A 25,208-nucleotide genomic window follows, 5' to 3' on the forward strand; every position below is an offset into this window, starting at 1 on the left:
TTCAGGCGCTCGGCAGTCTCCGTGCGTCGAGAGCTCCGAACAGCCCGTCAGCGCGGTTCCAGCCCTCGGCCAAGCGCTGCGCCTGCTGCTGCCGACCCGATGCCAGCGCTCCGGCGATCTCGCGGGTGGCATGGGCATGCAGATGGGCGCGGTAGCGCGCGTAGTCGGCCGCCGAATCCTTGCTGACCATGAATGGCCAGTCACTCGACACGGTGAGCAGCGTCTCGCGCAGGATCTGATCAGCGACGAAATCTCTGGGTCCCGAACATCGGCCGGGGGAACCCAGCACCCGCGACGACCCGGGATGGGCGAGGGCCTTGTCGACGGTATTCAGTGCCGCCTCGACCACCTCGCCGTTGAGCTGCACCAAGTCGGCCACCTTCTCGCCTGCCCACACCTGCCAGTCCTTGCCCGAACCCCAAGAACTCGGCGGCAGCTCCACCGGTGTGCCGGTGTAACCATCGGCAATCGCGTCCGACAGTGTGCCAACCCGCACCCCGGCGGCCGGCAGCGCGCGCAGCACCCGCTCGAGCCATACCGGGCCCTCGTGCCACCAGTGTCCGAACAGTTCGGTGTCGAAGGCGGCGATGACGTGGGCCGGCCGGCCAATGCGGGCACTCTCGCTCGTCAGGCGCTGCCGCACGGTGTGGACGAAATCGGCCACATGAGCGTCCACCGCGGCGTCGGCGCGTTGAGGGTCGTAGGGCGCCTTGGCGTTGGAGGCCACGTTGCGTCCGGTCACCCGGGCGGGCTTGAGGCCGGTGGCGTGGTCGTAGGTGTGGAAATCCCGATAGGCGGCGTGGCCGGGATAGCCGGACTTGGGCGACCAGACCCGGTAACTGACCTTGAGGTCACGACCGAACGCCACGACATCGGAAGCGGCGACCGGCCGCCCCAAAGCGGTGTCGCCGTGCAGCGAGGGCCCGTCGACCATGAAGTGGCCCACACCGGCCGAGGCGTAGTCGGCCTCCATTCCGGGCGCGTAAGCGCACTCCGGAGCCCAGATGCCCGTCGGCGTGTGAGCGAACCGCTGCTTGGCGTCCGCCAGTCCCTCGCGCAGCGCGAACTCACGCAACCGGGGGTTCAGCAGGGGCTGGAACGGGTGCGCCAGCGGGCCGCCCAACAGCTCGATGACTCCGCCGTCGAGCAGCTCGCGCAACACCGGGCCGCCGCCGTGACGCCACAGCGTGTCGAATTCTGTCAGCGCACGCTCGGCTTCGGCGTATTCGTGAAGTCCCAACTTTCGCAATGCTTCTGGCTGCGAAGTCGGTGAACTCGGCCCAGTTCCCGGAGATGTCTGGATGTTTGCCGCCTCCAGCGCGCGTAACTGCCAGTTGGCCAGCCAGTGGTGCATACCCTTGAGGCAGTACGGGTCATCCAGCTGTGCGGCCACCACCGGTGTGACGCCGAGGGTGACCAGGTGGCTGCGGTTCTCGGCGGCCAGGGTGCGTAGCACCCGCACCAGCGGCAGATAGGCCGCCGACCAGGACTGGTAAAGCCATTCTTCGCCGACCGGCCAGCGTCCGTGATGGGCCAGCCAGGGCAGATGGGTGTGCAGGACCAGCGTGAACAGCCCGGGGACCTTCGGCGGGCAGGAGCGAAGCGACCCGGGGATTGATCCCGTCACGGGCGCACCGCTATCGCGACGAGATCCAGGCTGTCATCAATGTTGCGGTCGTCCCGTGCGCCGGCATCTGGACGGGATTGAGCCGTGTCCTCAACCGATGCGCCCCCAACCGCTGTGTCTTCAACCACCAGGTCGAAGTCGCCGGTGGTCACCGACGCGACATCGGCCAGCAGGTCGTCCGGCCACGGTTCGTCGGCCAGCGCGCGCGATATCTGGGCGTCGATGATCGATCCGCCGTGGCGGGCGTCCAGCTCGGCGAGGCGGGGGCCGTGAAAGACACCGCGGATGCTCTCGATTTCGAAGCCGGCCGACTCCAGGAGTTCGGCGAGTTCGACGGCATTCAGTTCGCGGGTGTGAAACGGGTTGACAGGAGTGTCGCGACCGGGGGAGAAGGTGATGCGATTCGGGGTCGACATCAACAGGACCCCGCCGGGTCGCAGTACCCGAAAACATTCGGCGACGAACTGCCCCTGGTCCCAGAGATGTTCGATCACCTGGAAATTGACCACGACGTCGACCGACGCCGTCGGCAGTGGAAGTTCGGCAAGGTTGCCCTGGCGCATGTCGACGCGGGGATACCGCGCGCGGACGTGGGCCACCGCCGATTCGTCGTAGTCGAGGCCGATTACGTGCCGGGCGACGTCGGCGATCAGGTCGGCGCCGTACCCCTCCCCGGAACCCGCCTCGAGTACGTCGAGGTCGATGCAGCGGTCTGCCAGGCGCCGGTAGACCACTTCATGGCGGCGAAACCAGTAGTTCTCCTCGGTCAGGCCGGGCACGGTCCGCTCGCCGGTCAGCGCCATGGGGGCGGCAGCCGGAGGCTTGGCGGGCGTCCCGGCCCCGGTAACAGATGCGCTCATTGCAAGGCAGGCTAACCCGTATCCGTGCGGAGGCGAACTGTTGGCCGAACCCGGGCTGCTCACGGGCCCGTGGGTTCACGAATTTCGACAGGCTATGGTGATTCTGCGAGGCCCTAAATGTTACTAGCGGGTAACATGATGGCCAGTGCGTGAACCGTGATATCGCAGGCCGGTCACCGGCCCCTTCCAGGAGGACGAACCAGAGTCATGACGAACATCGTGGTCCTGATCAAACAGGTTCCAGACACATGGTCGGAGCGCAAGCTGTCCGAGGGCGATTGGACCCTCGACCGCGAGGCTGCCGACGCCGTACTCGACGAGATCAACGAGCGCGCCGTCGAGGAGGCATTGCTGATCAAGGAGCGCGAGGGCGGTGACAGCACGGTCACCCTGCTGACCGCCGGGCCCGCGCGCGCCACCGAGGCGATCCGCAAGGCGCTGTCGATGGGCGCCGACAAGGCCGTCCACCTCCTCGATGACGGCATGCACGGTTCCGACGTCATCCAGACCGGTTGGGCGTTGGCCCGCGCGCTGGGCACCGTCGAGGGCACCGAGTTGGTCATCGCCGGAAACGAGGCCACCGACGGCGTCGGCGGAGCGATTCCCGCGATCGTGGCCGAGTATCTGGGTCTGCCCCAGCTGACTCACCTACGCAAGGTCACGATCGAGGGCGGCAAGGTCATCGGCGAGCGGGAGACCGACGATGGCGTGTTCGGCGTCGAGGCCCAGTTGCCCGCAGTGATCAGCGTCAGCGAGAAGATCAACGAGCCCCGCTTCCCCTCCTTCAAGGGCATCATGGCCGCCAAGAAGAAGGAAGTGACCACTTTGACCCTCGCCGAGATCGGCGTGGAGGCTGACGAAGTAGGCGTCGCCAACGCAGGCTCCAAGGTTATCTCGTCGACTCCCAAACCGGCCAAGACCGCGGGCGAGAAGGTCACCGACGAGGGCGAAGGCGGCACCAAGGTCGCCGAGTACCTGGTCGCTCAGAAAATCATCTAGCACGTCACTGGAAATCTCCGATCAACCACCGACAGACATACCACCGACAGACATAGAGGCAAAGAAACCCATGGCTGAAGTACTCGTGCTCGCGGAGCACGCCGAAGGTGCACTGAAGAAGGTCACCGCTGAATTGATTACTGCCGCCCGCGCGCTGGGCGAGCCATCGGCAGTGGTGGTGGGCACGCCCGGCACGTCTGAGCCGCTGGTCGAGGGGCTCAAGGCCGCCGGCGCCGCGAAGATCTACGTCGCGGAGTCCGCCGATGTCGAGAACTACCTGATCACACCCTATGTGGACGTGTTGGCCGCGCTGGCCGAGTCGGCCACTCCCGCAGGCGTGCTGCTCGCCGCCGGTGCCGACGGCAAAGAGATCGCCGGTCGGCTGGCCGCGCGCATCGGCTCGGGCCTGCTGGTCGACGTCGTTGACGTCAAAGCAGGCCCGGTGGGTGTTCATTCCATCTTCGGTGGTGCGTTCACCGTCGAGGCCGAGGCTGTCGGTGACACCCCGGTGATCACCTTGCGCCCCGGCGCCGTCGAGGCCGAGCCGGCCGCCGGTGCCGGCGAGGTCGTCAGCGTCGATGTGCCCGCTGCGGCCGAGAACGCGACGAAGATCACCTCCCGTGAGCCGGCTGTCGCCGGTGACCGTCCTGAGCTGGCCGAGGCGACCATCGTGATCTCCGGCGGTCGCGGCGTGGGCAGTGCGGACAACTTCAGCGTCGTCGAAGAGCTGGCGGACTCTTTGGGGGGCGCCGTCGGCGCATCGCGTGCCGCGGTGGACTCGGGGTACTACCCGGGCCAGTTCCAGGTCGGCCAGACCGGTAAGACCGTGTCCCCGCAGCTGTACATCGCACTGGGGATCTCCGGAGCGATCCAACACCGCGCCGGCATGCAGACATCGAAGACGATCATCGCGGTCAACAAGGACGAAGAGGCGCCGATCTTCGAGATCTCCGACCTCGGCATCGTCGGTGACCTGTTCAAGGTGAGCCCTCAGCTGACCGAGGCGGTCCGGGCCCGCAAGGGTTAGTTCTCGCTGCGCCAGCAGCCATCGGGGCCCCGTTTCGCAAGGCGGATTCCAGTGAAACAGGGCCCCGGTGCGTTGGGGTGGGCCGGAATCCGCCCGCACGCCCGCCCCGAACCGTCACCCAGCGCTCATGAACACGTCACGCACCGATTGCCGGCACGCCGACCAGCTCAGCGACCGTGCAGGTTATGAGCACTGCTTCTGTACTCATCCCATCCGATACCGGCGATCTGGGGGCCCCGCGGGGTTCCGCACCGCGGCCTCCTCGATACTCCTTGCTGCTGTGCACCGACGCGGATTCAATCGAGGCGGCGCAACGGCTGCGCCACGACGTGTTCACCTCGGAACCCGGCTTCACGGTGCCGACCGAGACGACGGTCGGTAGCGGCCGATCCAGCGGCGGCCTGGACGCCGACCATTTCGACCAATACTGCGACCACCTGCTGGTTCGCGACGACGACACGGGCGAACTCGTCGGCTGCTACCGGATGCTGCCGCCACCCGGTGCGATCGCTGCCGGGGGGCTCTACACCGCCACCGAGTTCGATGTGTCCCCGCTGGACTCGCTACGGCCCTCGCTGGTCGAGATGGGCCGTGCCGTTGTGCGGGCAGACCATCGAAATGGCGCCGTGGTCCTGCTGATGTGGGGTGGAATCCTGGCCTACCTGGATCGGAGCGGTTATGACTACGTCACCGGATGTGTCTCTGTCCCGGTACTGGATCCATCCGGACACACTGCCGCGGGCTGCCGGCTTCGGGGTGTGCGCGATTTCGTCATGCGGCGCCACGCGGCCCCGGCCGAGTACACGGTTCGCCCGCACCGTCCGGTGGTCATCGGCGGTCGCGGACTGGACGACATCGTCGCACCGGCCCGGGTGTCGGTGCCCCCGTTGATGCGCGGCTATCTGCGGCTCGGCGCGCAGATATGCGGGGAGCCCGCCCACGACCCCGTTTTCGGAGTAGGCGATTTCCCGGCGTTGCTGGACAAGCGGAACGCCGATGCCCGTTACCTCCGCCGGCTCCGGTCAGCCGGTGCAGCCAGCGCGATCGCCGGTGGGACCGCCTCGTGACGACCACGCCCGAACATGCCTGGTTGCAGCCGGCGACATGTGACGCCGGGTGCGTTCGCGTCGGTGCGGACGCCCCGGGGCGACAGTGGGTGGTCGTCCTGCGCACCGCGCTGCGCGTGGGGGCGGCCCTCGCACTGTTCTCGGGAATGTGGCTGCTGGCAGTGCCGATGCCGGGGCGATCGCACCTGCAGCGGGGATATTGCCGACTGATGCTGCGCAGCCTCGGGGTGCGGACGTCGGTGGCGGGCGGGCCGATACGGAACCTGCGTGGAGTGCTTGTGGTGAGTGGGCATGTGTCCTGGCTGGACACCTTCGCCATCGGCACCGTGCTGCCGGGGTCGTTCGTCGCCCGCGCAGACCTCACCAACTGGCCGGCCCTGGGACCGATCGTCCGAATCATGCGGGTCATACCGATCGACCGGGCCCGGCTGCGCAGGCTGCCGTCAGTGGTGGCTGCCGTTGCCGATCGGTTGCGGGCCGGGCACACGGTGGTGGCGTTTCCCGAGGGCACCACGTGGTGCGGCGTGGGGTACGGGCGGTTTCGCCCGGCGATGTTTCAGGCGGCAATCGACGCCGGCCGGCCAGTGCAGCCGCTGCGGTTGAGCTATCGGCACCGAGACGGCCGGCCGTCCACCGTGCCGGCGTTCGTGGGTGATGACACGCTGCTGATGTCGATCAGGCGCGTCGTCACCGCCCGGCGCACCGTCGTCCATGTCCAGGTCGAGTCGTTGCAGTTGCCGGGTGCGGACCGCCGTGAACTGGCGGCTCGTTGCGAACTCGCCGTGCGCGGCCCGCACTCACGGTCGGCGCTGGTCGCGGGGTCCGGCTGTGCTGACGGCCACGCGCTGGTCGGGTGAGCGGAGTGGGGTCGGGGAGCGCGCGACGGCTCGCCCCACGGCTATTGTGGAACGGTTATGTCTGTGCCCGCACCGGTCTATCTCGACCATGCCGCCACCACCCCGATGCGTTCCGACGCTATCGAGGCGATGACGGCCGAGCTGGCGACGGTCGGCAACGCTTCCTCGCTGCACGGCTCCGGGCGGGTAGCCCGCCGCCGGCTGGAGGAATCGCGGGAGACGCTGGCCAACCTGTTGGGTGCGCGCCCGTCCGAGGTGATCTTCACCGCGGGCGGCACCGAAAGTGACAACCTGGCGGTCAAGGGCATCTTCTGGGCGCGCCGCGCCACCGACCCGCGCCGCCGCCGGATCGTTACGACACCGGTCGAGCATCACGCGGTCCTCGACGCGGTGCAGTGGCTCGTCGAGCACGAAGGCGCAGAGGTGACGTGGTTGCCGGTCAACGAGGTCGGTGCGGTGAGCGCCGCCGCGCTGCGCAGTGCGCTCGGCGATCCCACCGATGTCGCCCTGATTTCAGTGATGTGGGCCAACAACGAAGTCGGCACCATCATGCCGATCGCCGAACTAGCTGCCATTGCTGCTGAGTTCGATATCCCCATGCACAGCGATGCGATCCAGGCGGTCGGCCAGATCCCGGTGGACTTCTCCTCCAGCGCCCTGGCGGCGATGACCGTGGCTGCGCACAAGTTCGGCGGCCCCACCGGCGAGGGCGCACTGCTGCTGCGTCGCGACGCTGCGTGCGTGCCGCAACTGCATGGTGGCGGCCAGGAGCGGGACGTGCGTTCCGGTACCCAGGATGTGGCCGGTGTCGTAGGTATGGCCGCCGCGGCGAAATCAGCGGTCGAAGCCATGGCGGCGACCAGTGCCCGGGTGCGGTCGCTGCGCGACCGGCTGGTGGACGGTGTGCTGGGGGCGATCGACGACGCATATCTCAACGGGGCACCTTGTGGCGCGGGCCGGCTCCCCGGCAATGCGCATTTCACTTTCCGCGGCTGTGAGGGCGACTCCCTACTGATGTTGTTGGACGCCAAGGGAGTCGAATGCTCCACCGGTTCGGCATGTACTGCCGGGGTGGCGCAACCCTCGCATGTGCTGATCGCGATGGGTGCCGACCCGGTCAGTGCACGCGGCTCGCTGCGCCTGTCGCTCGGGCACACCAGCACCGACGCCGATGTGGATGCTGTACTCGGCATACTGCCGGCGGCGGTCGCACGCGCCCGCCATGCTGCGCTGGCCAGTTCGGGGCAGCAGTGAGCGCTTGCCTGAAGCCCAGAGGGTGCTGCTGAGATGCGGGTGCTGGTCGCGATGAGCGGTGGCGTGGATTCCGCGGTGGCTGCCGCGCGGATGGTCGACGCCGGACACGACGTCGTGGGTGTGCATTTGGCGCTGTCTGCCACGCCGGGGACGCTACGGACCGGCTCACGCGGTTGTTGTTCCAAGGAGGACGCCGGTGACGCGCGCCGGGTCGCCGATGTACTCGACATCCCGTTTTACGTCTGGGATTTCGCCGACCGCTTCCGCGAGGACGTGATCGATGACTTCGTGGCCTCCTATGCCCGCGGCGAAACACCCAACCCCTGTGTGCGCTGTAACGAGGCGATCAAGTTCTCCGCGCTGGCGTCGCGGGCGTTGGCACTGGGCTTCGACGCACTGGCTACCGGCCATTACGCGCGATTGTCGGCCGGTCGACTGCGCAGGGCCGTCGACCGCGACAAGGACCAGTCCTATGTGCTGGCGGTGCTGACCGCGGGGCAGCTGCGGCACGCGGTGTTCCCGATCGGTGACACCCCCAAGCCACAGATTCGTGAAGAAGCCGCCGTTCGCGGATTGTCGGTGGCGGAGAAGGCTGACAGCCACGACATCTGTTTCATCCCTTCGGGGGACACCAGGGCATTCTTGGGTGCACGCATAGGTGTCCGGCGTGGTGCCGTGGTCGACTCCACCGGGACCGTGCTGGCCGAACACGACGGTGTGCACGGCTTCACCATCGGTCAGCGAAAGGGCCTCGGTATCGCCGGCCCGGGCGCGGACGGAGCTCCCAGATATGTGACAGGCATTGACGCCGGCACCGGGACGGTGCGCGTGGGTGATCTCGCCGAGCTCGACGTCACCACCCTGGAAGGCGACGGGCCGGTGTTCACCTCCGGCGTCGCGCCGGGCGGGCCGTTGGAGTGCGTGGTACAGGTGCGAGCCCACGGTGGGGTCGCCGATGCGGTCGCCGAACTGCGCGGCGAAACGATGGTGGTGGATCTGCGCAGCCCGCTGCGCGGCGTGGCCCCGGGCCAGACCATGGTGTTCTACCGGGCCGACCCGGAGGGCGACGAGGTGCTGGGCAGCGCGACAATTCGAGCCGCACGCTAGCTCGGCACATTAGCCGGGCACGCCAGCTGATCACATTGCCAGGACTCTGACACGGCTCGTCCAGGGCTTCTGATACGGCCGCGTCGGGGACCGTCCCATAGGGTCGTCCTGGTGAGTGTTTTCGCCAACGCGACCGGAGTCGGTTCCTGGCCGGGTTCGTCCGCTCGAGGGGCCGCCGAGGTCGTCGTCGGCGAACTGCACCAGTTGCCCCACCTCGTGGAACTGCCGGGCCGCGGCGTGGGCGCAGACCTCATCGGTCGCGCCGGTGCGCTGTTGGTGGACATCGCCATCGATACCGTTCCTCGCGGATACCGGATAGCTTCTGGCCGGCGCTCGGTGACCCGGCGGGCGGCCAGCCTCCTCGGCGAGGATATCGACGCGCTGGAAGAGGCCTGGGAGGCCGGGGGGCTGCGTGGCGGCGAGCGCGCGGTCAAGGTGCAGGTTCCCGGGCCGGTGACCCTGGCTGCGCATCTGGAGTTGCCTGGCGGACATCGTGCGATCACCGACTTCGGTGCGGTGCGGGATCTGACCACATCGTTGGCCGAAGGAGTGTCAGCGCTGCGCGCGCAACTGATGCGCCGGCTCGAGACCGCAGTCGTCGTGCAGTTGGACGAGCCGACGCTGCCGGCCGCGCTGGAGGGCCGGCTGGCCGGCGTGACGAGCCTGTCGCCGGTGCATCCGCTGGCCGAGGCGGTGATCACCGAACTGTTCGATGAGTGCGTCGCCGTTGTCGGCGGTGATGTCGCGGTGCACTGCTGCGCCCCGGGCTTGCCGTGGAAGCTGTTACAGCGCAGCTTGATCGCCGCCGTTTCAGTCGATCTACACACGCTGACCGCCGCCGACCTGGACGGTGTGGGCGAGTTCGTCGAGTCGGGGCGAACGGTTCTGCTGGGTGCGGTGCCGTCGAACCCTCCCGCGGGGTCCGGTGCGGCACCTTCAGCGGCACAGATCGCGGCGGCGGTGGCGGGGGTGACCGACCGGCTCGGCTTTGGGCGTCCCGTGCTGCGCGACCGGATCGGCGTCACACCGGCCTGCGGGCTCGCCGGTGCCACACCGGCGTGGGCGCGAACGGCCATCGAGTTGGCGCAGCAGGCCGCCGACGCGTTCAGCGCGGATCACGGCGTGATCTGAACGACGGCGTGCTGTCACGGCGCGCTGGGATCGGCCGCGGGAAATGTTAACTTTCTCACCGGGCGCGCGAATTCGCGAAGGAGTGGTTCGGCAAACCGATTTTCGGCGTAAACCATGACGATTTACTGGCTGGAAGTGGATTTTGTCACTGTGCAGCAATGGTGTGGTTTGGTTGCCCGTTCTGCCGGCAGACGGTGGGTGACGCCCTCTGGGCGAATTGCGACCCGCCCCCGTCGGGAGTAATTCATCTATTATTTCTCCTCGGGTACCAATCCGGTCAGAACCGATGTCCGCCAACCGCTCGAGACGGTCCGCGCGAGGGAAAACCTTCACTAGGAAACGAATGCAAATGCCGAAGATGCTGTGGGGGCGCCATGACGTGGTGTGCTGAGCAGTCCACCGGCCAGACAGGCGCTGAGCTTGATCGCCTCGTCGCGCTGGATTCGTTCGCAATTCTCGACACGCCGCCAGAAGAGGCTTTTGACGACCTGACCGCGCTTGCCGCGCACGTGTGCGCCACTCCGATGGCGGTTGTCAGCTTCATTGACGCAGGACGTCAGTGGTTCAAGGCCCAATACGGCTTCGATCTCTCGGGGACCTCCCGGGAATCTTTGCCCTACGGCCCCGAGTTCAGCGCCCATACGCTGCTGGAAGTGCCCGACACCCGCCTGGACACGCGTTTCTCCAGCCACCCGATGATTGCCGGTGAGCCCGGAGTGCGCTTCTTCGCCGCCGCGCCATTGGTCACCGCAGAAGGACACGTGCTCGGCGCCCTCTGCGTCATGGACGTCGAGCCGCGGACCCTGTCGACCCTGCAGCGTAAGCACCTGCGCACGCTGGCAAACCAGGTGCTCAGCCAGCTGGAGCTGCGCAACCAGGCGCGACAGTTCGCGGCCGAAGTCAAAGCCCGGTTGGCGGTCGGCGCCGAGCTACGTAAGCAGCAGCGGATGCTCGACGGCGTGCTCAAGTACACCGACGTCCTCATCTTCGCCAAAGACGTCGAGGGCCGCTTCGTGATGGCCAATCGGGCGTTCGAGCAGGCCTCCGCGGTGGGCGAAGGCGGGCTGATCGGCCTGACCGATCACGACCTTTTCGACGTCGAGGTCGCCGACGAATACCGCCGCCTCGACGCGAAGATCATGGAGACCAGGGAATGGCAGATCGTCGTTGAGGGGGTGCCGCACGCGAACGGAACCGTCCCCACCTACCGGACTGCGAAGTTCCCGCTCGTCGACGAAAACGACAAAATAATCGGCATCGGCGGCGTCGCGGCCGACGTCACCGAGCTGGCCGCAGCGCGGGCAGCACACGCCGAGGCCGAAGAGCGCTGGCGCGCACTGGTTGAGCGGTGCAAAGCCGCGGTTTTCCTCATCGACGCGGGCGGTGTGATCGCCTACGCCAATCCCGAAGCTGTCGCCCTGTGCGGAGCGGCGAGAGCTGATCGCATCGAGTCCCGACCTATCGCCGACTTCGTGCGGCCCGATGATCGGCGGGCTCTTGAGGTGATGCTGAGCGAGACTCTCGCCGGCGGTCTGTCGGTGCGCGACCGCAGAGGTGTGCTGCGACGTCTGGACGGCCGCACGGTGGTGGTGGAATTCAACGCCACGGCGGTGAACGCCTCAGGGGTTCGGACGGTGCAGGTCGACCTGCGTGACGTCACTGCCGCTGCTGCCGCGAACGCGGCTCTGAAGCTGTCCGCGTCTACCGACCCCCTGACCGGGTTGCTCAACAAACCTGCCTGGGACGCGCAGATCAAGGTTCTCAGGACGGACGCGCATTACTCGGATACCTCGATGACGGTTGCGGTTGCCGACCTCGACAACTTCAAGGCCTACAACGACACCCACGGGCACACTGCCGGCGACGCGCTGCTCCAGCGATTCTGCGCCGTGGCCGGCTCGTCGCTGCGCCGCGACGACGTCTTCGCCCGTTGGGGCGGGGAAGAGTTCCTCATTGCCATGCCCGACACCAAACCCGAGCAGGCCGATGTTGTCCTGAATCGCATTCGCGCGTGTGTGCCTGCCGGGCAAACCTGCTCCATCGGGTACACCTCGTGTCCCCCCGCCGAATCGCTGTCGGACGCCGTGATCCGGGCAGATAAAGCTCTCTATCAGGCGAAGGCTCTGGGGAAAAACCAACTCTTCGTACTCTGAGACGGTCGTACGCTGGGGCCGGCTAACTGCGGGTACGCAGGTCCTTGCGCAGGATTTTGCCTGACGCCGACTTCGGGATCGCCTCGATGAACTCGACCTGCCGGACCTTCTTGTACGGGGCGACCTGGCCGGCGACGAAATCCATTACCTGCGCCTCGGTCAGGTCGGCGCCGTCTTGCGGGGTCAGCTTGACGACGAACGCTTTGGGCACTTCTTCGCCCTCCCCGTCCTGGACACCGATCACCGCGGCGTCGGCGATCCCCGGATGCGCCAACAACACCGCCTCCAACTCGGCGGGCGGCACCTGGTAGCCCTTGTACTTGATCAGCTCTTTGAGCCGGTCGACGATGTAGACACAGCCCGCGGCGTCGGCCTGGGCGAGATCGCCGGTGTGCAGCCAGCCGTCCTCGTCGATGGTGGCCCGGGTGGCCTCGTCGTTGTTGAGGTAGCCGGCCATCACGTTCGGGCCCTTGAACCACAGCTCGCCGGTCTTGCTCAAACCCTGCTCAGGTAATTCGATTTCGGTGCCCGACTCAGGGTCGACGAGCTTGGACGCGGCGTTGGACACGGTCCAGCCGACCGAGCTCAGTGGCGCATCGAACCGCATGTTGAGGCGGCCGCCATCGAACGGTGTGATGTGGCTGACCGGACTCAGTTCGCTCATCCCATAGCCCTGGACGACCTTGCAGCTGAGCCGCTCGGATACGGCCTGGCCCAGCTCGGCGTCCAGCGGGGCCGCACCCGACATCACCACATTGAGTGAGGACAGGTCGTAGGAGTCCACCAGCGAATCCTTGGCCAGCGCCACCGCGACCGGCGGCGCGATGAATGCGATGGTGCACTTGTGTTTTTCGATATTGCCCAGGAACGCGGCGAGGTCGAAGCTCTGCATGACGACCAGCCGGGCACGGGCGTGCAGGGCGGCGTTGAGAAGCACCGTCATGCCGTAGATGTGAAAGAACGGCAGAACCGCCAAGATCACGTCGTCGGAAACCATGCCGTGCAGCGGGCGAATCTGGGCGATGTTGGCGACCAGGTTGCGATGGGTGAGCATCACGCCTTTGGGGTTGCCGGTGGTTCCCGAGCTGTACGGCAGGGCCGCGACCTGCGCTGACGGCGCAAAAGCCAGTTCCGGGGCCGGTGTTCCGGCGGCGAGGAGATCGGCGGCATTGGGATGTCCGTCGGTCGCCCGGCCCGCCCCGTCGAGCACCACCAGGTCGTCGTCGGAGATGCCGGCTGCGGCCGCACCTTCTTTGGCCTGCGGAAGCATCGAGGTGACGGTGACGAGCATCGTGGCGCCGGAGTCGGTGAGCTGCTTGGCGATGTCGTTTGCCGTGAACAGCGCGTTGATCGTGGTGGCTGTCGCGCCGGCCCGCAGGATCCCGTGGAATGCGACCGCGAAGGCCGAGCTGTTCGGGGCCAGTAGTCCGACCACATCTCCGACACCGATGCCGCGGCCGGTGAGGGCGCCGGCGAAGGTTCTTATCCGGGCCACCATCTCGCGATAGGTGGTCGCTCTGCCGGACTTCGCCTCGATCAGGGCGACGCGGTCGGCATCGATGTCGTCCAGTCGGCCGAACAGGTAGTCATAAATGCTGGCGCTGGGGATATCGACTTCGGGGAAGGGGCTCGCGAAGCTCATGAACCGATCGAACCATGCCGGGCGCGCAGGAGATAGGTTCGGCGCGGTATTCATTTCCGGGTCGGATTCAGTGCGGGTTCGGATTCAGTTCAGTGCCCGTCGAGCTGTTTGATCGATTTCTTCGGAGCGACCAACCGAAACGACGAGTCCACCAGTTCGGCCACCTCGACCCAGTCCACCTTCGCGGCTGCAAACTTCTTAGCTGCAAAGTCGAGGCCCAACCAGCCGAACGGTCCCAGGTAGGCCGGGTAGAAGAACCGGGTGTCCTGTTCGAGCGCTGTGCGGTCACTGTCGTCGACCTTGATCAGCACCGAATGCGGGTACTGCACGTGCTGGCCCTTGGTGTCGCGCGTGCTCTTCGTGTCGCCTTTGACGCTACCGCCGTACATCGCAAACATCTTGGGCGCGCAGAACACCGGCCGGCCCCAGGAGACCTTCTCGAATGCCCCCGGGAATCCGAGCGCGATCCTGCGAAGTTCGGCCAATCCCATGTCGTCGTCGCGGAACGCGATCGGATGCGGCATGGCGCCAGCGTATCCAGCGGATCGGGCGCTTCGATAGCCTGCGGGGGTGAGTCCTGAGGCGACCCCGGATCCCGAGGCGGTGCTGGCCGAGAAGGCTGACGACGCCCTTGACGCCGACCTACGGCGCCGCTGGCAAGAGCTCGCGGACGAAGTGCGGGGGCATCAGTTTCGCTATTACATCCGCGACGCACCGGTGATCTCCGACGCCGAGTTCGACCTCCTGCTGCGCGATCTGCAGGCACTCGAAGGTGAGCATCCCGAACTGCGCACACCTGATTCGCCCACCCAGCTTGTCGGCGGAGCGGGATTCGCCACCGACTTCACCCCGGCTGAGCACCTCGAGCGGATGCTGAGCCTGGACAACGTGTTCACGCCCGACGAACTCGCCGCGTGGGTCGCCCGCATCGAAGGCAAGATCGGCGCCGATGCCCGCTATCTGTGCGAGCTGAAGATCGACGGCGTCGCGTTGGCGCTGGTCTACCGGGACGGACGGCTGGTTCGCGGCGCGACCCGAGGCGACGGGCGAACCGGCGAGGACGTCACGCTCAATGCCCGGACCATCTCCGATATTCCCGAGAGGCTGACCGGAACGAGAGAATTCCCGCTGCCCTCGGTGCTGGAAGTCCGCGGCGAGGTGTTCTTCCGACTCGCTGATTTCGAGGACCTGAATGCCGGTCTGGTCGCTGACGGCAAGCCGCCCTTCGCCAACCCGCGTAACAGTGCGGCCGGATCGCTGAGGCAAAAGAATCCTGCGATCACCGCGCGGCGCCGGCTGCGGATGATCTGTCATGGTCTGGGCCACATCGAAGGCCCGGAGGGCTTGCCGTTCGCATCGCTGCACGACGCCTATTCGGCGCTCAAGGCCTGGGGGCTTCCGGTGTCCGATCATACTGCCCGGGCCACCGGCCTCGATGAGGTCAGCGAGCGGATCGCCTACTGGGGTGAACACCGACACGACGTCGATCACGAGATCGACGGAGTCGTCGTCAAAGTCGATGGGGTGGCGCTGCAACGGCGCCTCGGCTCGACCTCGCGGGCCCCCCGCTGGGCGGTGGCCTACAAGTACCCGCCCGAGGAAGCCACCACGAAGTTGCTGGACATTCGCGTCAACGTCGGGCGCACCGGTCGGGTGACGCCGTTCGCGCATATGGAGCCGGTCAGAGTCGCGGGCTCGACGGTCGCGCTGGCCACCCTGCACAACGCGTCGGAGGTCAAACGCAAGGGTGTGCTGATCGGCGACACCGTGGTGATCCGAAAGGCTGGGGACGTCATCCCCGAGGTACTCGGTCCGGTTGTCGACCTGCGCGACGGCGGTGAGCGCGAGTTCGTGATGCCCACCCACTGCCCGGAGTGCGGAACCCAACTGGCACCCGCCAAGGAAGGTGATGCCGACATCCGCTGCCCCAACGCCCGCACCTGCCCGGCGCAGTTGCGGGAGAGGGTGTTTCACGTGTCCGGGCGCGGCGCGTTCGACATCGAGGGCCTCGGGTATGAAGCGGCGATTGCGTTGCTTCAGGCCGGGGTGATCACCGACGAGGGCGATCTATTCGGACTCACCGCCGAGGATCTGTTGCAGACCGAATTGTTCACCACCAAGGCGGGCGGGGTCTCGGCCAACGGAACGAGATTGCTGGCCAACCTGGGCAAGGCCCGATCCCAACCGCTGTGGCGGGTGCTGGTCGCGCTGTCGATTCGTCACGTCGGGCCGACCGCGGCGCGGGCGCTGGCCACCGAGTTCGGCAGCCTGGATGCCATCGCGGCGGCATCCGAGGACCAGCTCGCCGCCACCGAAGGGGTGGGCCCGACGATCGCCGCGGCGGTCATCGCCTGGTTCACCGTCGGCTGGCACCGCGCGATCATCGACAAGTGGCGGGAAGCCGGCGTCCGGATGGCCGACGAGCGTGACGCCACCGTCGAACGCACGCTGGAGGGTCTGTCGATCGTGGTGACCGGATCACTGATCGGCTACTCCCGCGACGAAGCCAAGGAAGCCATCATCGCCCGGGGGGGAAAGGCAGCCGGTTCGGTATCGAAGAAGACGGCCTATGTGGTGGCCGGTGATTCGCCCGGGTCCAAACACGACAAGGCGATTGAGTTGGGGGTGCCCGTGCTCGACGAGGACGGTTTTCGCGCCCTGCTGGCCGGCGGACCCGAGGGCCTGATCAGCGAATGATCGTGGCGATGATGCCAGCCAGGTAGCCCAGCCGCGCTACCTCGCTCGGCCGGAACCCAGGTCCGCCCGGACGGCCCAGAACCACAGCGGTGCGCGCATCCCCCAGGGGCGCGGCGGCCAGCGTGGTGTCCAGGTCCTGCCACAGTTGCGGCACCCAGTTCGCGGTGCCGTCCAGTGCTTCGGCGTGATCGATCGGCAGCCATGGCGTACCGGTGGCCGGAGTTTCGGGGGCCCCCGGGCTGCCGGCCAGCCGCTCCGGCCCGGATTCAGCCAGCCGCGCCACCGTGCACCATCCGACGCGCAGCACTCTGGGGGCCTCGTCGACGAGCACCTGGAGCCGCGCGAGCCTGCCCTCGGCGGCGGCCACGTGATCGATCAGCTCCAGTTCCCGGTGTGCCTCGAGCAGTCCGGTGTGCGGTCGGATGCTGTCCACGTGGAGGCCGTTGAGCTTTTCGGCCGCGGTGATGAGCATGTCGGGCATCGCGCCGGGTGGCAGATCCACCACCAGGTCGTCGATCGCATAGCCGGCGGCCCGCTCGACAACATCGAGCGACAGGATGTCGGCGCCCACCGAGCCGAGTGCCACTGCCAATGAGCCGAGGCTGCCCGGCCGGTCGGCTATCTGGACCCGCAGCAAATACGAAGGCACGCGCAACACTGTTGCACGGAGTGCGCCGGCAGGCGACTCGGGCGTATCGGCGACAGGCAGGTGGGGCGGCCCGCCGCCGGTCGGGCTGAACTAGGCTTCCTGGTCGTGTCACAAATCTCTCGAGACGAGGTTGCTCACTTGGCACGCCTCGCCCGGCTTGCGCTGACCGAAAGCGAGCTTGACAGCTTCGTCGGCCAGCTGGACGCCATCCTCGGCCATGTCAGTCGGATCCAGGCGGTCGATGTGACCGGGGTGGAGGCCACCGACAATCCGCTGGTCCGGCGGGCAGGTTCGGTGGGCCCAGGCCCGGAGGACGAGGGAGGAACCGGGGGAGTGATCAACGTCTTCCGTCCCGACGTGCCCCGGCCGTCCCTGACCCAGGAACAGGCCCTTGCGGCGGCGCCGGAGGCCAGCGACGAGCGGTTCGCCGTCCCGCGGATTCTGGGAGAGGCCGAATGACCGGGCTGAACAGGGGCGACGCGGCGACCCTGGGTGCCATGATCGCCGCAAAGGAGGTCTCCTCGACCGAGGTGACGCAGGCCTGCCTGGACCAGATCGCCGCCACCGACGGCGATTACAACGCCTTCGTGCATGTCGGTGCCGAGGCGGCGCTGAAGGCCGCAGCAGCCGTCGACGCCGCCATTGCCGCCGGTAAGCAGTTACCGTCGCCGCTGGCCGGGGTCCCGCTGGCGCTCAAGGACGTGTTCACCACGACCGATATGCCCACGACGTGCGGGTCGAAGATCCTCGAGGGCTGGATGTCGCCGTACGACGCGACGGTGACCGCACGGCTGCGTGCCGCCGGCATCCCGATCCTGGGCAAGACGAACATGGACGAATTCGCAATGGGCTCGTCCACCGAGAACTCGGCGTATGGGCCCACCCGAAACCCCTGGAACGTCGACCGGGTGCCCGGCGGATCGGGCGGCGGTAGCGCAGCGGCGCTGGCCGCCTTCCAGGCCCCGTTGGCCATCGGATCCGACACCGGGGGATCGATTCGCCAACCGGCGGCGCTCACCGCGACAGTCGGTGTGAAGCCCACCTACGGCACGGTGTCCCGGTACGGGCTGATCGCCTGCGCCTCGTCGCTGGACCAGGGTGGGCCGTGCGCGCGCACCGTGCTGGACACCGCGCTGTTGCACGCTGTCATCGCCGGCCATGACCCGCGTGATTCGACGTCGGTCGAGGCGGATGTGCCCGACATCGTGGGTGCAGCCAGAGCTGGCGCGACCGGCGATCTGACCGGTGTGCGGGTCGGTGTGATCAAACAGCTGCACAGCGGTGAGGGCTACCAGTCGGGGGTGCTCGACTCTTTCAACGCCGCGGTCGATCAGCTGGCTGAGCTGGGCGCGATCGTCAGCGAGGTGGACTGTCCCCACATCGACTACTCGCTGCCGGCGTATTACCTGATCCTGCCATCGGAGGTGTCGTCGAACCTGGCGAAGTTCGACGGGATGCGGTACGGCCTGCGGATCGGCGACGACGGAACCCACAGCGCCGAAGAGGTGATGGCGCTGACCCGCGCTGCCGGCTTCGGACCCGAGGTCAAACGCCGGATCATGATCGGTGCTTACGCGCTGTCCGCGGGCTATTACGACGCGTACTACAACCAGGCCCAGAAGGTCCGCACATTGATCGCCCGGGATCTCGACGACGCCTACCGCAGCGTCGACGTGCTGGTCACTCCCACTACCCCCTCGACGGCGTTCCGCCTCGGGGAGAAGGTCGACGACCCGCTGTCGATGTATCTGTTCGACCTGTGCACGTTGCCGCTCAACCTGGCCGGCCACTGCGGAATGTCAGTACCGTCGGGACTGTCGGGGGACGACGACCTGCCCGTCGGGCTGCAGATCATGGCCCCGGCGTTGGCCGATGACCGGCTCTACCGCGTGGGTGCGGCATACGAGGCCGCCCGCGGTCCTCTGCCGACCGCGCTGTAACAGGGGAGAATGGCAGCATGCGTATCGGAGTGCTGACCGGCGGCGGCGACTGTCCCGGCTTGAACGCGGTGATCAGGGCAGTGGTTCGCACCTGCGACGTGCGGTACGGCTCGTCGGTGGTGGGTTTTCAGGACGGTTGGCGTGGGCTGCTGGAAGACCGTCGCATTCAACTCAGGAATGACGACCGAAACGACCGGCTGCTCGCCAAGGGCGGCACGATGCTCGGCACCGCGCGGGTCAATCCCGACAAGCTTCGGGCGGGTCTGGATCAGATCAAGCAGACGCTGGAGGACAACGGGATCGATGTGCTGATCCCGATCGGCGGCGAGGGCACCCTGACCGCGGCGCACTGGCTGTCCGAGGAGAACGTCCCGGTAGTGGGCGTCCCCAAGACGATCGACAACGACATCGACTGCACCGATGTGACTTTCGGCCACGACACCGCGCTTCATGTCGCGACCGACGCAATCGACCGGCTGCACAGCACCGCCGAATCGCATCAGCGGGTGATGCTCGTCGAGGTTATGGGTCGCCACGCCGGCTGGATCGCCTTGAACGCCGGGCTGGCCTCAGGCGCGCACATGACCCTTATCCCGGAACAGCCGTTCGACGTCGAAGAGGTGTGCCGCCTGGTGAAGCAGCGGTTCGTGCGGGGCGATTCGCACTTCATCTGTGTGGTGGCCGAGGGCGCGAAACCCGCCGCGGGTTCGATGCAGTTGCGCAAGGGCGGAACCGACGAGTTCGGTCACGAAAAGTTCACCGGGGTCGCGCAACAACTCGCAGCGGAGGTCGAGCAGCGGATCAATAAGGAAGTGCGGGTCACGGTGCTAGGTCATGTGCAGCGTGGCGGCATCCCGACGCCGTATGACCGGGTACTGGCCACCCGATTCGGGGTGAACGCCGCAGATGCCGCGCATGCCGGTGAGTACGGGATGATGGTGTCGCTGCGCGGCCAGGACATCGGCCGGGTCGCACTTTCCGACGCCGTGCGTCAGCTCAAGCTGGTGCCGCAGAGCCGTTATGACGACGCAGCCGAATTCTTCGGCTGAGTCCCCGCACGCGAACTGGGCCGTACGCTGAGCTAGCCCGCGCGAGCAGACGCAAACTCGCGCATTTCGCGCCCCGATCGTGCGAGTTCGTGACTGCTCGCGGTGAAGAGGTGACCCGTCAGGGGGCGTACTGCAGGTAGGTCGCCATCCCGGCTTCGAGATGGTATTCGTTGTGGCAGTGGGTTATCCAATTCCCGGGGTTGTCGGTGTCGAAATCTGCCACCACCGTTGCCAGGGGCGGAACGAGGACGGTGTCTTTGCGGGCGCGCGGTCCTTGGGCGCCCTGAACCTGGAACGTGTGCCCGTGCAGATGCATTGGATGAAACATCATCGACTCGTTGATGTAGCGGATCCGCGTGCGTTGGGCGGGGTTCACCGGCAGCCCTGGGGATTCGGGGTCGTAGACCTTGTCGTTGATCATCCACGTATAGGGGTCGACAGGGCCCCCCAGCCGAAGGTCCAAAGTTTGGGTGGGCGCGGCAGTCGGCAGAGTATCTGCTTCGGTGGGCTCGAGTGTCGCGGTGTCGAGCGGAATTTGGCCGGCCAGAGCTGCCGCAAAACGCGAGACGGCAGCATCGCCGCCGGGCAGTGCGGCGTTGTTGGTCCGCAGGTTCAACTGGGCATAGCCGTCCTTGCCGTACGCCTTGGCCACCACCGGCACTGACAGGTCGCCCATCGTGACGATCGCGTCGGCCCGCTCACCCATGCCCAGCAGCACGGAATCGGTCTGTCTCGGGACTACCGGAAATCCGTCGGTGTGGGTGACGGTCATCGGTATGCCCGGCAGCCCGACCCGGAACGCTGTGTCACCGCCGGCATTGATGATGCGCAGCCGAATCCGCTGGCCGGGCCGATACTCGACGACCTGCGGGTCGGCGGGCACTCGACCGTTGATCAGGAAGTACGGGTAGCTGACATCGCCGCCGTCCTCGCCCAGCGGCATGCTCGGGGTAACCCGTGGCCCGCCCGGTTCCATCGGCTCCATGCCGGTTCTGCGCAGCGTCTCGAACACCTTGTTCGGGTCGGTGCCGGTTCCGTCCAGCCAGTCGTCGACGACCACCGTCAGCTCATCGTCGTAGTCGGCGCCGTCGGCTGGGTCCTCGATGATCACCGGGGCGTACAGGCCGCGGTCCAGCTGCGACCCGAAGTGCGGATGGGCCCAGTAGGTGCCACTGTCGGGTACGACGAACTCGTAGAGGAACGTCGAGCCGGGTGCGACGGCCTGCTGGGTGAGAACAGGCACGCCGTCCATGTCATTGGGGATCGCCAGGCCATGCCAGTGAATGGTGGAGGGCTCCGGAAGATCGTTGGCCAGCATGATCCGCAGTGTCTGCCCGCGCTGCAAGCGGATCTCTTTGGCGGGCACCTGGCCATTCCAGGCCCAGGTCGGCACGATGACGCCGCCACCGAGATCGATGTCGGTTACCGCGGCGGTCATCGTGGTGGACACCGCCGGCGGGTTCGCGCGGGAGCAGGCTGCCAGTGCTGCACCACCGGCCAGAACTCCCAACGTGCCCGCCCGCAGGAACGTGCGCCGATCCAAAGACATCTTCCGATTCAAGCACGAATAGGATTCCAACCATGAGTGACGCGGCAAGTGCTGAACTGCTCGACTACGGCGCGGTCGTCGCCAACTACGAGCCTGTGCTGGGGATGGAGGTTCACGTCGAACTGTCGACGCAGACCAAGATGTTCTGCGGGTGCGCCAACAAGTTCGGTCAGGAGCCCAACACTCAGGTTTGCCCGGTGTGTCTGGGTTTGCCCGGCTCGCTGCCGGTGCTCAACCAGGTCGCCGTCGAGTCCGCGATCCGCATCGGCCTGGCGCTGAACTGCGAAATCGCCCCTTGGGGTCGGTTCGCCCGCAAGAACTACTTCTATCCGGATCAGCCGAAGAACTATCAGATCAGCCAGTACGACGAACCCATCGCGATCAACGGCCACCTCGACGTCCCACTCGACGACGGCACCACCTGGCGGGTCGACATCGAGCGGGCCCACATGGAGGAGGACACCGGCAAGCTGACTCACCTGGGTAGCGAGACCGGGCGAATCGAGGGGGCGACCACGTCGCTGATCGATTACAACCGGGCGGGGGTGCCGCTCATCGAGATCGTGACCAAGCCCATCGAGGGCACCGCCGAGCGGGCGCCTGAGATCGCGCGCGCATACGTGACGGCGCTGCGAGATCTGTTGCGCGGCTTGGGCGTGTCCGACGTGCGGATGGATCAGGGTTCGATGCGCTGCGATTCCAACGTCTCGCTGAAGCCGATTGGTCAGGCAGAGTTCGGCACGCGTACCGAAACCAAGAATGTCAACTCGCTCAAGAGCGTGGAGGTCGCGGTCCGCTACGAGATGCGCCGGCAGGCTGCGGTGCTGAGGTCGGGCGGCTCCATCCTGCAGGAGACCCGGCACTTCCACGAGGACGGTCACACCTCGCCCGGACGCAGCAAGGAGACCGCGCAGGACTATCGGTATTTTCCGGAGCCGGATCTGGAGCCAGTGGCCCCCGGCGCTGATTACGTCGAGAAGCTGCGCCTGACCATCCCTGAACTTCCGTGGTTGTCCCGGAAGCGAATTCAGCAGGAGTGGGGGCTCTCCGACGAGGTGATGCGCGACCTGGTCAACATCGGTGTCATCGATCTGATCACGGCGACCGTCGATCACGGTGCGTCGAGCGACGCCGCAAAGGCCTGGTGGGGGAACTTCCTGGTGCAGAAAGCCAACGAGTTTTCCGTTTCGGTCCCTGACTTGGCGATCACCCCGGCCCAAGTCGCCGAGGTGATCAAGCTCGTCGACGAGGGCAAGCTGTCCAACAAACTGGCTCGCCAGGTCGTCGAGGGTGTGCTGGCCGGCGAGGGCGATCCCGCGGAGGTGATGACCGCCCGCGGCCTGGCGGTGGTGCGGGATGACTCGTTGATTCAGGCTGCCGTCGACGAGGCGTTGGCGGCCAACCCCGACATCGCCGAGAAAATTCGCGGCGGAAAGATCCAGGCCGCCGGTGCGATAGTCGGTGCTGTGATGAAAGCGACCAAAGGCCAGGCCGACGCCGCGCGAGTGCGTGAGCTGGTCGAGGCCGCCTGTAGCTGAGCGGTGAGCAGAGTTCCCGAGGACAGTGATTCGGGCGACAAGAATTCGAGCGACAGTATTTCGGACGACGAGCGGACGTGGGGCTGATGAGGCGATTCCAGGACGTGGTGTTCCGCATCTTGGCGCATCCGCTTCGGCTGCTGTCGTTGCGCTCGATCGTCATCCTGGCCCAGCTGGGCGTGATCATTCTGGTGCTCATACTGGGAGTGTGGGTCTGGGTGGGTGTCACCAATGACCAATATGCCCAGCTCGATCAGCGGCTGGACTCGCTGTCGAGTCTCGGTGATGTCAACACCCTGCTCCGCAGCGCCCAGGACGGCATCGGCCCCGAACCCACCGAGGGCGGCCTGGTGCGCACCGCCCGGATCGGGAGCGCCGCGGTGTCCATCCCCGCCGATATCGTGTTGCCCGAGCTCGCCAGCGGGTACGCCGATGTTTCGATCGGGGGCGTCGAGTACCGGGTCCGAACCATTACCACTGGTAGTGCGTCCATCGCGCTCGGCGCGCCCCTCGCCGAAACGCAGGCTCGCATCGATTCGCTGCACTGGCGGGTGTTCTGGATCTGTGCCGGGGTGATTCTGGGAACCCTGCTCGTCGGGTGGGTGTTTGCGCTGATCATGGTGAACCCCTTCCGGTTACTGGCCCAACAGGCCCGGGTCATCAACGCGCAGTCCAATCCCGACGAACTTCAGGTACGCGGGGTGTGGGAGGCGGTCGAGATCTCCGAAGCGGTGGAGGGCATGCTCGCTCGGGTCGGTGACCAGCAGCAGCGCACCCGCGCTGCGCTCGAATCGGCGCGCGACTTCGCCGCTGTTGCCTCCCATGAACTCCGCACGCCCCTGACGGCGATGCGAACCAACCTCGAGGTGCTGTTGACCCTCGACTTGGGCGCCGAGCAGCGCAAGGAAGTGATCAGTGACGTCATGCGTACTCAGACCCGGATCGAAGCGACGCTCACGGCATTGGAGCGGTTGGCCCAGGGGGAGTTGACCACGGTGGACGACTTCGTGCCCGTCGACGTCGCCGAGCTGCTCGACCGCGCAGCCCACGACGCGACACACAACTATCCCGGGCTGGACGTTTCGCTTGCTTCGTCGACCACGGTGCTGATGCTCGGGATGCCCGCCGGACTCCGGCTCGTTGTCGACAACGCCATCGCCAACGCCGTCAAACATGGCGGGGCGACGCAGGTTCGGTTGAGCGTGGTCAGTTCTTCGGCGGGAGTCGAGATCGCCGTCGACGACAACGGATCCGGAGTGCCCGAAGAGGAGCGGGTGGCGGTATTCGACCGTTTTCACCGCGGCACCACCGCATCGAGGTCGGGTTCGGGTCTGGGCCTGGCGCTGGTGGCGCAGCAGGCTGAGATTCACGGTGGCACAGCGGCGCTCGAGGTCAGCCCCCTGGGCGGCACCCGGCTGATACTGCGCCTGCAGGGATCGGGGCTGAACTGAGACCCGATGCGCCAGGGGACCCGATCCGCCAGGGGGAATGGACAGGAGACGAGCGATTGCCTGTCTGCTCTATGTGGTCCGCTCGGTCAACCGGATAATCGGCAACTCCCGGTCGGTTTGTTGCTGATATTTCACAAACCGGGCCGAGTCGGCGGTAATGACCCGCCACGCGGCCTCCCGCTCCTCACCGTGGAGTTGCACGGCAGTCACCGGGATGGCGCGCCCGCCGATCTCAATCTGCGCTCGGTCCGGATTCGCGGCGATGTTGTAGTACCAGCCCGGGTTTCGGCGCGCCCCTGCCGCTGAGGCGACGATCAGCCGGCTGCCATCGTCGGCGGGGAACCACATGAGCGGCGTGCTGCGACGTTCACCGCTCTTGCGCCCGATGACGGTCAGCACCAGTCCGTCGCTGTCTCCGGTCAGCTTTCCGCGCTTGCGGATGCGGCGGGTGAAGAGATTGTTCACCAGTCGCAGCAGAGGACCCCCGGGCTGGCGGGCTCCTCGGGTGCCGTTCTGTGTGGTGAAACCCATCGCAGATACCCATCTGCTCGGAAACGAGCCGTTGGAATTCAGTAACGAGCCGTTGGAAATCAGCTTAGCCGAGGAGTTGA

Annotated in this window: 21 protein-coding genes; 14 read left to right on the top strand and 7 right to left on the bottom strand. The window is 66.8% G+C overall.

Features of this window, described 5'->3' with window-relative positions; genetic code table 11:
* Position 1: 1 nt before the first annotated feature.
* Both ACPGXI_RS00305 and ACPGXI_RS00310 read right to left on the bottom strand, forming a co-directional pair.
* Positions 2-1,615 carry a 1,4-alpha-glucan branching protein domain-containing protein gene (locus ACPGXI_RS00305; RefSeq protein ID WP_526648810.1) on the bottom strand — a complete coding sequence of 538 codons (1,614 nt, stop codon included), beginning with the start codon at positions 1,613-1,615 and terminating at the stop codon, positions 2-4.
* A gap of 8 nt (positions 1,616-1,623) precedes the next feature.
* Positions 1,624-2,487, bottom strand: a complete 864-nt coding sequence (locus ACPGXI_RS00310; RefSeq protein WP_526648625.1) for a class I SAM-dependent methyltransferase — start codon at positions 2,485-2,487, stop codon at positions 1,624-1,626.
* A 207-nt stretch (positions 2,488-2,694) separates the two neighbouring features.
* Between ACPGXI_RS00310 and ACPGXI_RS00315 the strand changes: the two genes are divergently transcribed.
* The 8 genes from ACPGXI_RS00315 to ACPGXI_RS00350 all read left to right on the top strand — a co-directional run bounded on the left by ACPGXI_RS00315 (position 2,695) and on the right by ACPGXI_RS00350 (position 12,082).
* A complete protein-coding gene (locus ACPGXI_RS00315; protein WP_526648627.1) occupies positions 2,695-3,486 on the top strand; it encodes an electron transfer flavoprotein subunit beta/FixA family protein in 792 nt (263 codons plus the stop codon).
* 70 nt (positions 3,487-3,556) lie between these two features.
* A complete protein-coding gene (locus tag ACPGXI_RS00320; RefSeq protein WP_526648629.1) occupies positions 3,557-4,513 on the top strand; it encodes an electron transfer flavoprotein subunit alpha/FixB family protein in 957 nt (318 codons plus the stop codon).
* Positions 4,514-4,698: 185 nt separating this feature from the next.
* The gene (locus ACPGXI_RS00325) at positions 4,699-5,580 is read left to right on the top strand and encodes a GNAT family N-acyltransferase (protein WP_526648631.1); all 882 of its coding nucleotides are present in this window, start codon (positions 4,699-4,701) and stop codon (positions 5,578-5,580) included.
* Positions 5,577-6,437, top strand: a complete 861-nt coding sequence (locus ACPGXI_RS00330) for a lysophospholipid acyltransferase family protein (RefSeq protein WP_526648633.1) — start codon at positions 5,577-5,579, stop codon at positions 6,435-6,437. The genes ACPGXI_RS00325 and ACPGXI_RS00330 overlap by 4 nt, the downstream gene beginning before the upstream one ends.
* A 57-nt stretch (positions 6,438-6,494) precedes the next feature.
* Complete coding sequence (locus ACPGXI_RS00335; RefSeq protein WP_526648635.1) at positions 6,495-7,691, top strand: cysteine desulfurase family protein; 1,197 nt, start codon at positions 6,495-6,497, stop codon at positions 7,689-7,691.
* Between the two features lie 33 nt (positions 7,692-7,724).
* On the top strand, positions 7,725-8,798 hold the full coding sequence (gene mnmA / locus ACPGXI_RS00340) for a tRNA 2-thiouridine(34) synthase MnmA (RefSeq protein WP_526648637.1): 1,074 nt from the start codon (positions 7,725-7,727) through the stop codon (positions 8,796-8,798).
* A 111-nt stretch (positions 8,799-8,909) separates the two neighbouring features.
* Positions 8,910-9,929: a uroporphyrinogen decarboxylase/cobalamine-independent methonine synthase family protein gene (locus tag ACPGXI_RS00345; protein ID WP_526648639.1), complete on the top strand. Its 1,020-nt coding sequence runs from the start codon at positions 8,910-8,912 to the stop codon at positions 9,927-9,929.
* Positions 9,930-10,303: 374 nt separating this feature from the next.
* The gene (locus ACPGXI_RS00350) at positions 10,304-12,082 is read left to right on the top strand and encodes a sensor domain-containing diguanylate cyclase (protein ID WP_526648641.1); all 1,779 of its coding nucleotides are present in this window, start codon (positions 10,304-10,306) and stop codon (positions 12,080-12,082) included.
* Between the two features lie 22 nt (positions 12,083-12,104).
* On the opposite strand, the gene ACPGXI_RS00355 is transcribed toward ACPGXI_RS00350, so the two are convergent.
* Complete coding sequence (locus ACPGXI_RS00355; RefSeq protein ID WP_526648643.1) at positions 12,105-13,724, bottom strand: 4-coumarate--CoA ligase family protein; 1,620 nt, start codon at positions 13,722-13,724, stop codon at positions 12,105-12,107.
* An 89-nt stretch (positions 13,725-13,813) separates the two neighbouring features.
* Positions 13,814-14,248 (bottom strand): MmcQ/YjbR family DNA-binding protein, encoded by a 435-nt coding sequence (locus ACPGXI_RS00360; protein ID WP_526648645.1) that lies wholly within the window; start codon positions 14,246-14,248, stop codon positions 13,814-13,816.
* A gap of 82 nt (positions 14,249-14,330) precedes the next feature.
* Here ACPGXI_RS00360 and ligA point away from each other — a divergent pair, with 82 nt between their 5' ends.
* The gene (ligA, locus tag ACPGXI_RS00365) at positions 14,331-16,421 is read left to right on the top strand and encodes an NAD-dependent DNA ligase LigA (RefSeq protein ID WP_526648812.1); all 2,091 of its coding nucleotides are present in this window, start codon (positions 14,331-14,333) and stop codon (positions 16,419-16,421) included.
* Here ligA and ACPGXI_RS00370 read toward each other — a convergent pair.
* Positions 16,411-17,070 (bottom strand): ACT domain-containing protein, encoded by a 660-nt coding sequence (locus tag ACPGXI_RS00370; RefSeq protein WP_526648647.1) that lies wholly within the window; start codon positions 17,068-17,070, stop codon positions 16,411-16,413. The genes ligA and ACPGXI_RS00370 overlap by 11 nt on opposite strands.
* A gap of 105 nt (positions 17,071-17,175) precedes the next feature.
* Between ACPGXI_RS00370 and gatC the strand changes: the two genes are divergently transcribed.
* From gatC to ACPGXI_RS00385, 3 genes are read left to right on the top strand one after another with little or no spacing between them, the layout of a single operon-like run.
* Positions 17,176-17,529 carry an Asp-tRNA(Asn)/Glu-tRNA(Gln) amidotransferase subunit GatC gene (gene gatC / locus ACPGXI_RS00375; protein ID WP_526648649.1) on the top strand — a complete coding sequence of 118 codons (354 nt, stop codon included), beginning with the start codon at positions 17,176-17,178 and terminating at the stop codon, positions 17,527-17,529.
* The gene (gene gatA, locus ACPGXI_RS00380) at positions 17,526-19,010 is read left to right on the top strand and encodes an Asp-tRNA(Asn)/Glu-tRNA(Gln) amidotransferase subunit GatA (protein WP_526648650.1); all 1,485 of its coding nucleotides are present in this window, start codon (positions 17,526-17,528) and stop codon (positions 19,008-19,010) included. Before gatC ends, gatA begins: the two co-directional genes overlap by 4 nt.
* Before the next feature lie 17 nt (positions 19,011-19,027).
* Positions 19,028-20,059 (top strand): 6-phosphofructokinase, encoded by a 1,032-nt coding sequence (locus ACPGXI_RS00385; protein WP_526648652.1) that lies wholly within the window; start codon positions 19,028-19,030, stop codon positions 20,057-20,059.
* Positions 20,060-20,177: 118 nt separating this feature from the next.
* On the opposite strand, the gene ACPGXI_RS00390 is transcribed toward ACPGXI_RS00385, so the two are convergent.
* The gene (locus ACPGXI_RS00390; RefSeq protein ID WP_526648654.1) at positions 20,178-21,620 is read right to left on the bottom strand and encodes a multicopper oxidase family protein; all 1,443 of its coding nucleotides are present in this window, start codon (positions 21,618-21,620) and stop codon (positions 20,178-20,180) included.
* Between the two features lie 20 nt (positions 21,621-21,640).
* Between ACPGXI_RS00390 and gatB the strand changes: the two genes are divergently transcribed.
* Positions 21,641-23,146: an Asp-tRNA(Asn)/Glu-tRNA(Gln) amidotransferase subunit GatB gene (gene gatB, locus ACPGXI_RS00395; RefSeq protein WP_526648656.1), complete on the top strand. Its 1,506-nt coding sequence runs from the start codon at positions 21,641-21,643 to the stop codon at positions 23,144-23,146.
* An 86-nt stretch (positions 23,147-23,232) separates the two neighbouring features.
* Positions 23,233-24,597, top strand: coding sequence for a sensor histidine kinase (locus ACPGXI_RS00400; RefSeq protein ID WP_526648658.1), 1,365 nt, complete (start codon positions 23,233-23,235; stop codon positions 24,595-24,597).
* Between the two features lie 69 nt (positions 24,598-24,666).
* On the opposite strand, the gene ACPGXI_RS00405 is transcribed toward ACPGXI_RS00400, so the two are convergent.
* Complete coding sequence (locus ACPGXI_RS00405; protein WP_526648660.1) at positions 24,667-25,128, bottom strand: nitroreductase family deazaflavin-dependent oxidoreductase; 462 nt, start codon at positions 25,126-25,128, stop codon at positions 24,667-24,669.
* Positions 25,129-25,208: the final 80 nt, after the last annotated feature.

The organism is Mycobacterium sp., assembly GCF_049608025.1.
In the GTDB taxonomy this organism is placed as follows: domain Bacteria; phylum Actinomycetota; class Actinomycetes; order Mycobacteriales; family Mycobacteriaceae; genus Mycobacterium.

Excerpts from the sequence above, each read along its gene's own strand:
- ACPGXI_RS00310 (WP_526648625.1), bottom strand. The coding sequence starts at position 2,487 with ATGAGCGCATCTGTTACCGGGGCCGGGACGCCCGCCAAGCCTCCGGCT.
- ACPGXI_RS00315 (WP_526648627.1), top strand. The coding sequence starts at position 2,695 with ATGACGAACATCGTGGTCCTGATCAAACAGGTTCCAGACACATGGTCG.
- ACPGXI_RS00320 (WP_526648629.1), top strand. The coding sequence starts at position 3,557 with ATGGCTGAAGTACTCGTGCTCGCGGAGCACGCCGAAGGTGCACTGAAG.
- ACPGXI_RS00325 (WP_526648631.1), top strand. The coding sequence starts at position 4,699 with ATGAGCACTGCTTCTGTACTCATCCCATCCGATACCGGCGATCTGGGG.
- ACPGXI_RS00335 (WP_526648635.1), top strand. The coding sequence starts at position 6,495 with ATGTCTGTGCCCGCACCGGTCTATCTCGACCATGCCGCCACCACCCCG.
- mnmA (WP_526648637.1), top strand. The coding sequence starts at position 7,725 with ATGCGGGTGCTGGTCGCGATGAGCGGTGGCGTGGATTCCGCGGTGGCT.
- ACPGXI_RS00350 (WP_526648641.1), top strand. The coding sequence starts at position 10,304 with ATGACGTGGTGTGCTGAGCAGTCCACCGGCCAGACAGGCGCTGAGCTT.
- ACPGXI_RS00355 (WP_526648643.1), bottom strand. The coding sequence starts at position 13,724 with ATGAGCTTCGCGAGCCCCTTCCCCGAAGTCGATATCCCCAGCGCCAGC.
- ACPGXI_RS00360 (WP_526648645.1), bottom strand. The coding sequence starts at position 14,248 with ATGCCGCATCCGATCGCGTTCCGCGACGACGACATGGGATTGGCCGAA.
- gatA (WP_526648650.1), top strand. The coding sequence starts at position 17,526 with ATGACCGGGCTGAACAGGGGCGACGCGGCGACCCTGGGTGCCATGATC.
- ACPGXI_RS00385 (WP_526648652.1), top strand. The coding sequence starts at position 19,028 with ATGCGTATCGGAGTGCTGACCGGCGGCGGCGACTGTCCCGGCTTGAAC.
- gatB (WP_526648656.1), top strand. The coding sequence starts at position 21,641 with ATGAGTGACGCGGCAAGTGCTGAACTGCTCGACTACGGCGCGGTCGTC.
- ACPGXI_RS00400 (WP_526648658.1), top strand. The coding sequence starts at position 23,233 with ATGAGGCGATTCCAGGACGTGGTGTTCCGCATCTTGGCGCATCCGCTT.
- ACPGXI_RS00405 (WP_526648660.1), bottom strand. The coding sequence starts at position 25,128 with ATGGGTTTCACCACACAGAACGGCACCCGAGGAGCCCGCCAGCCCGGG.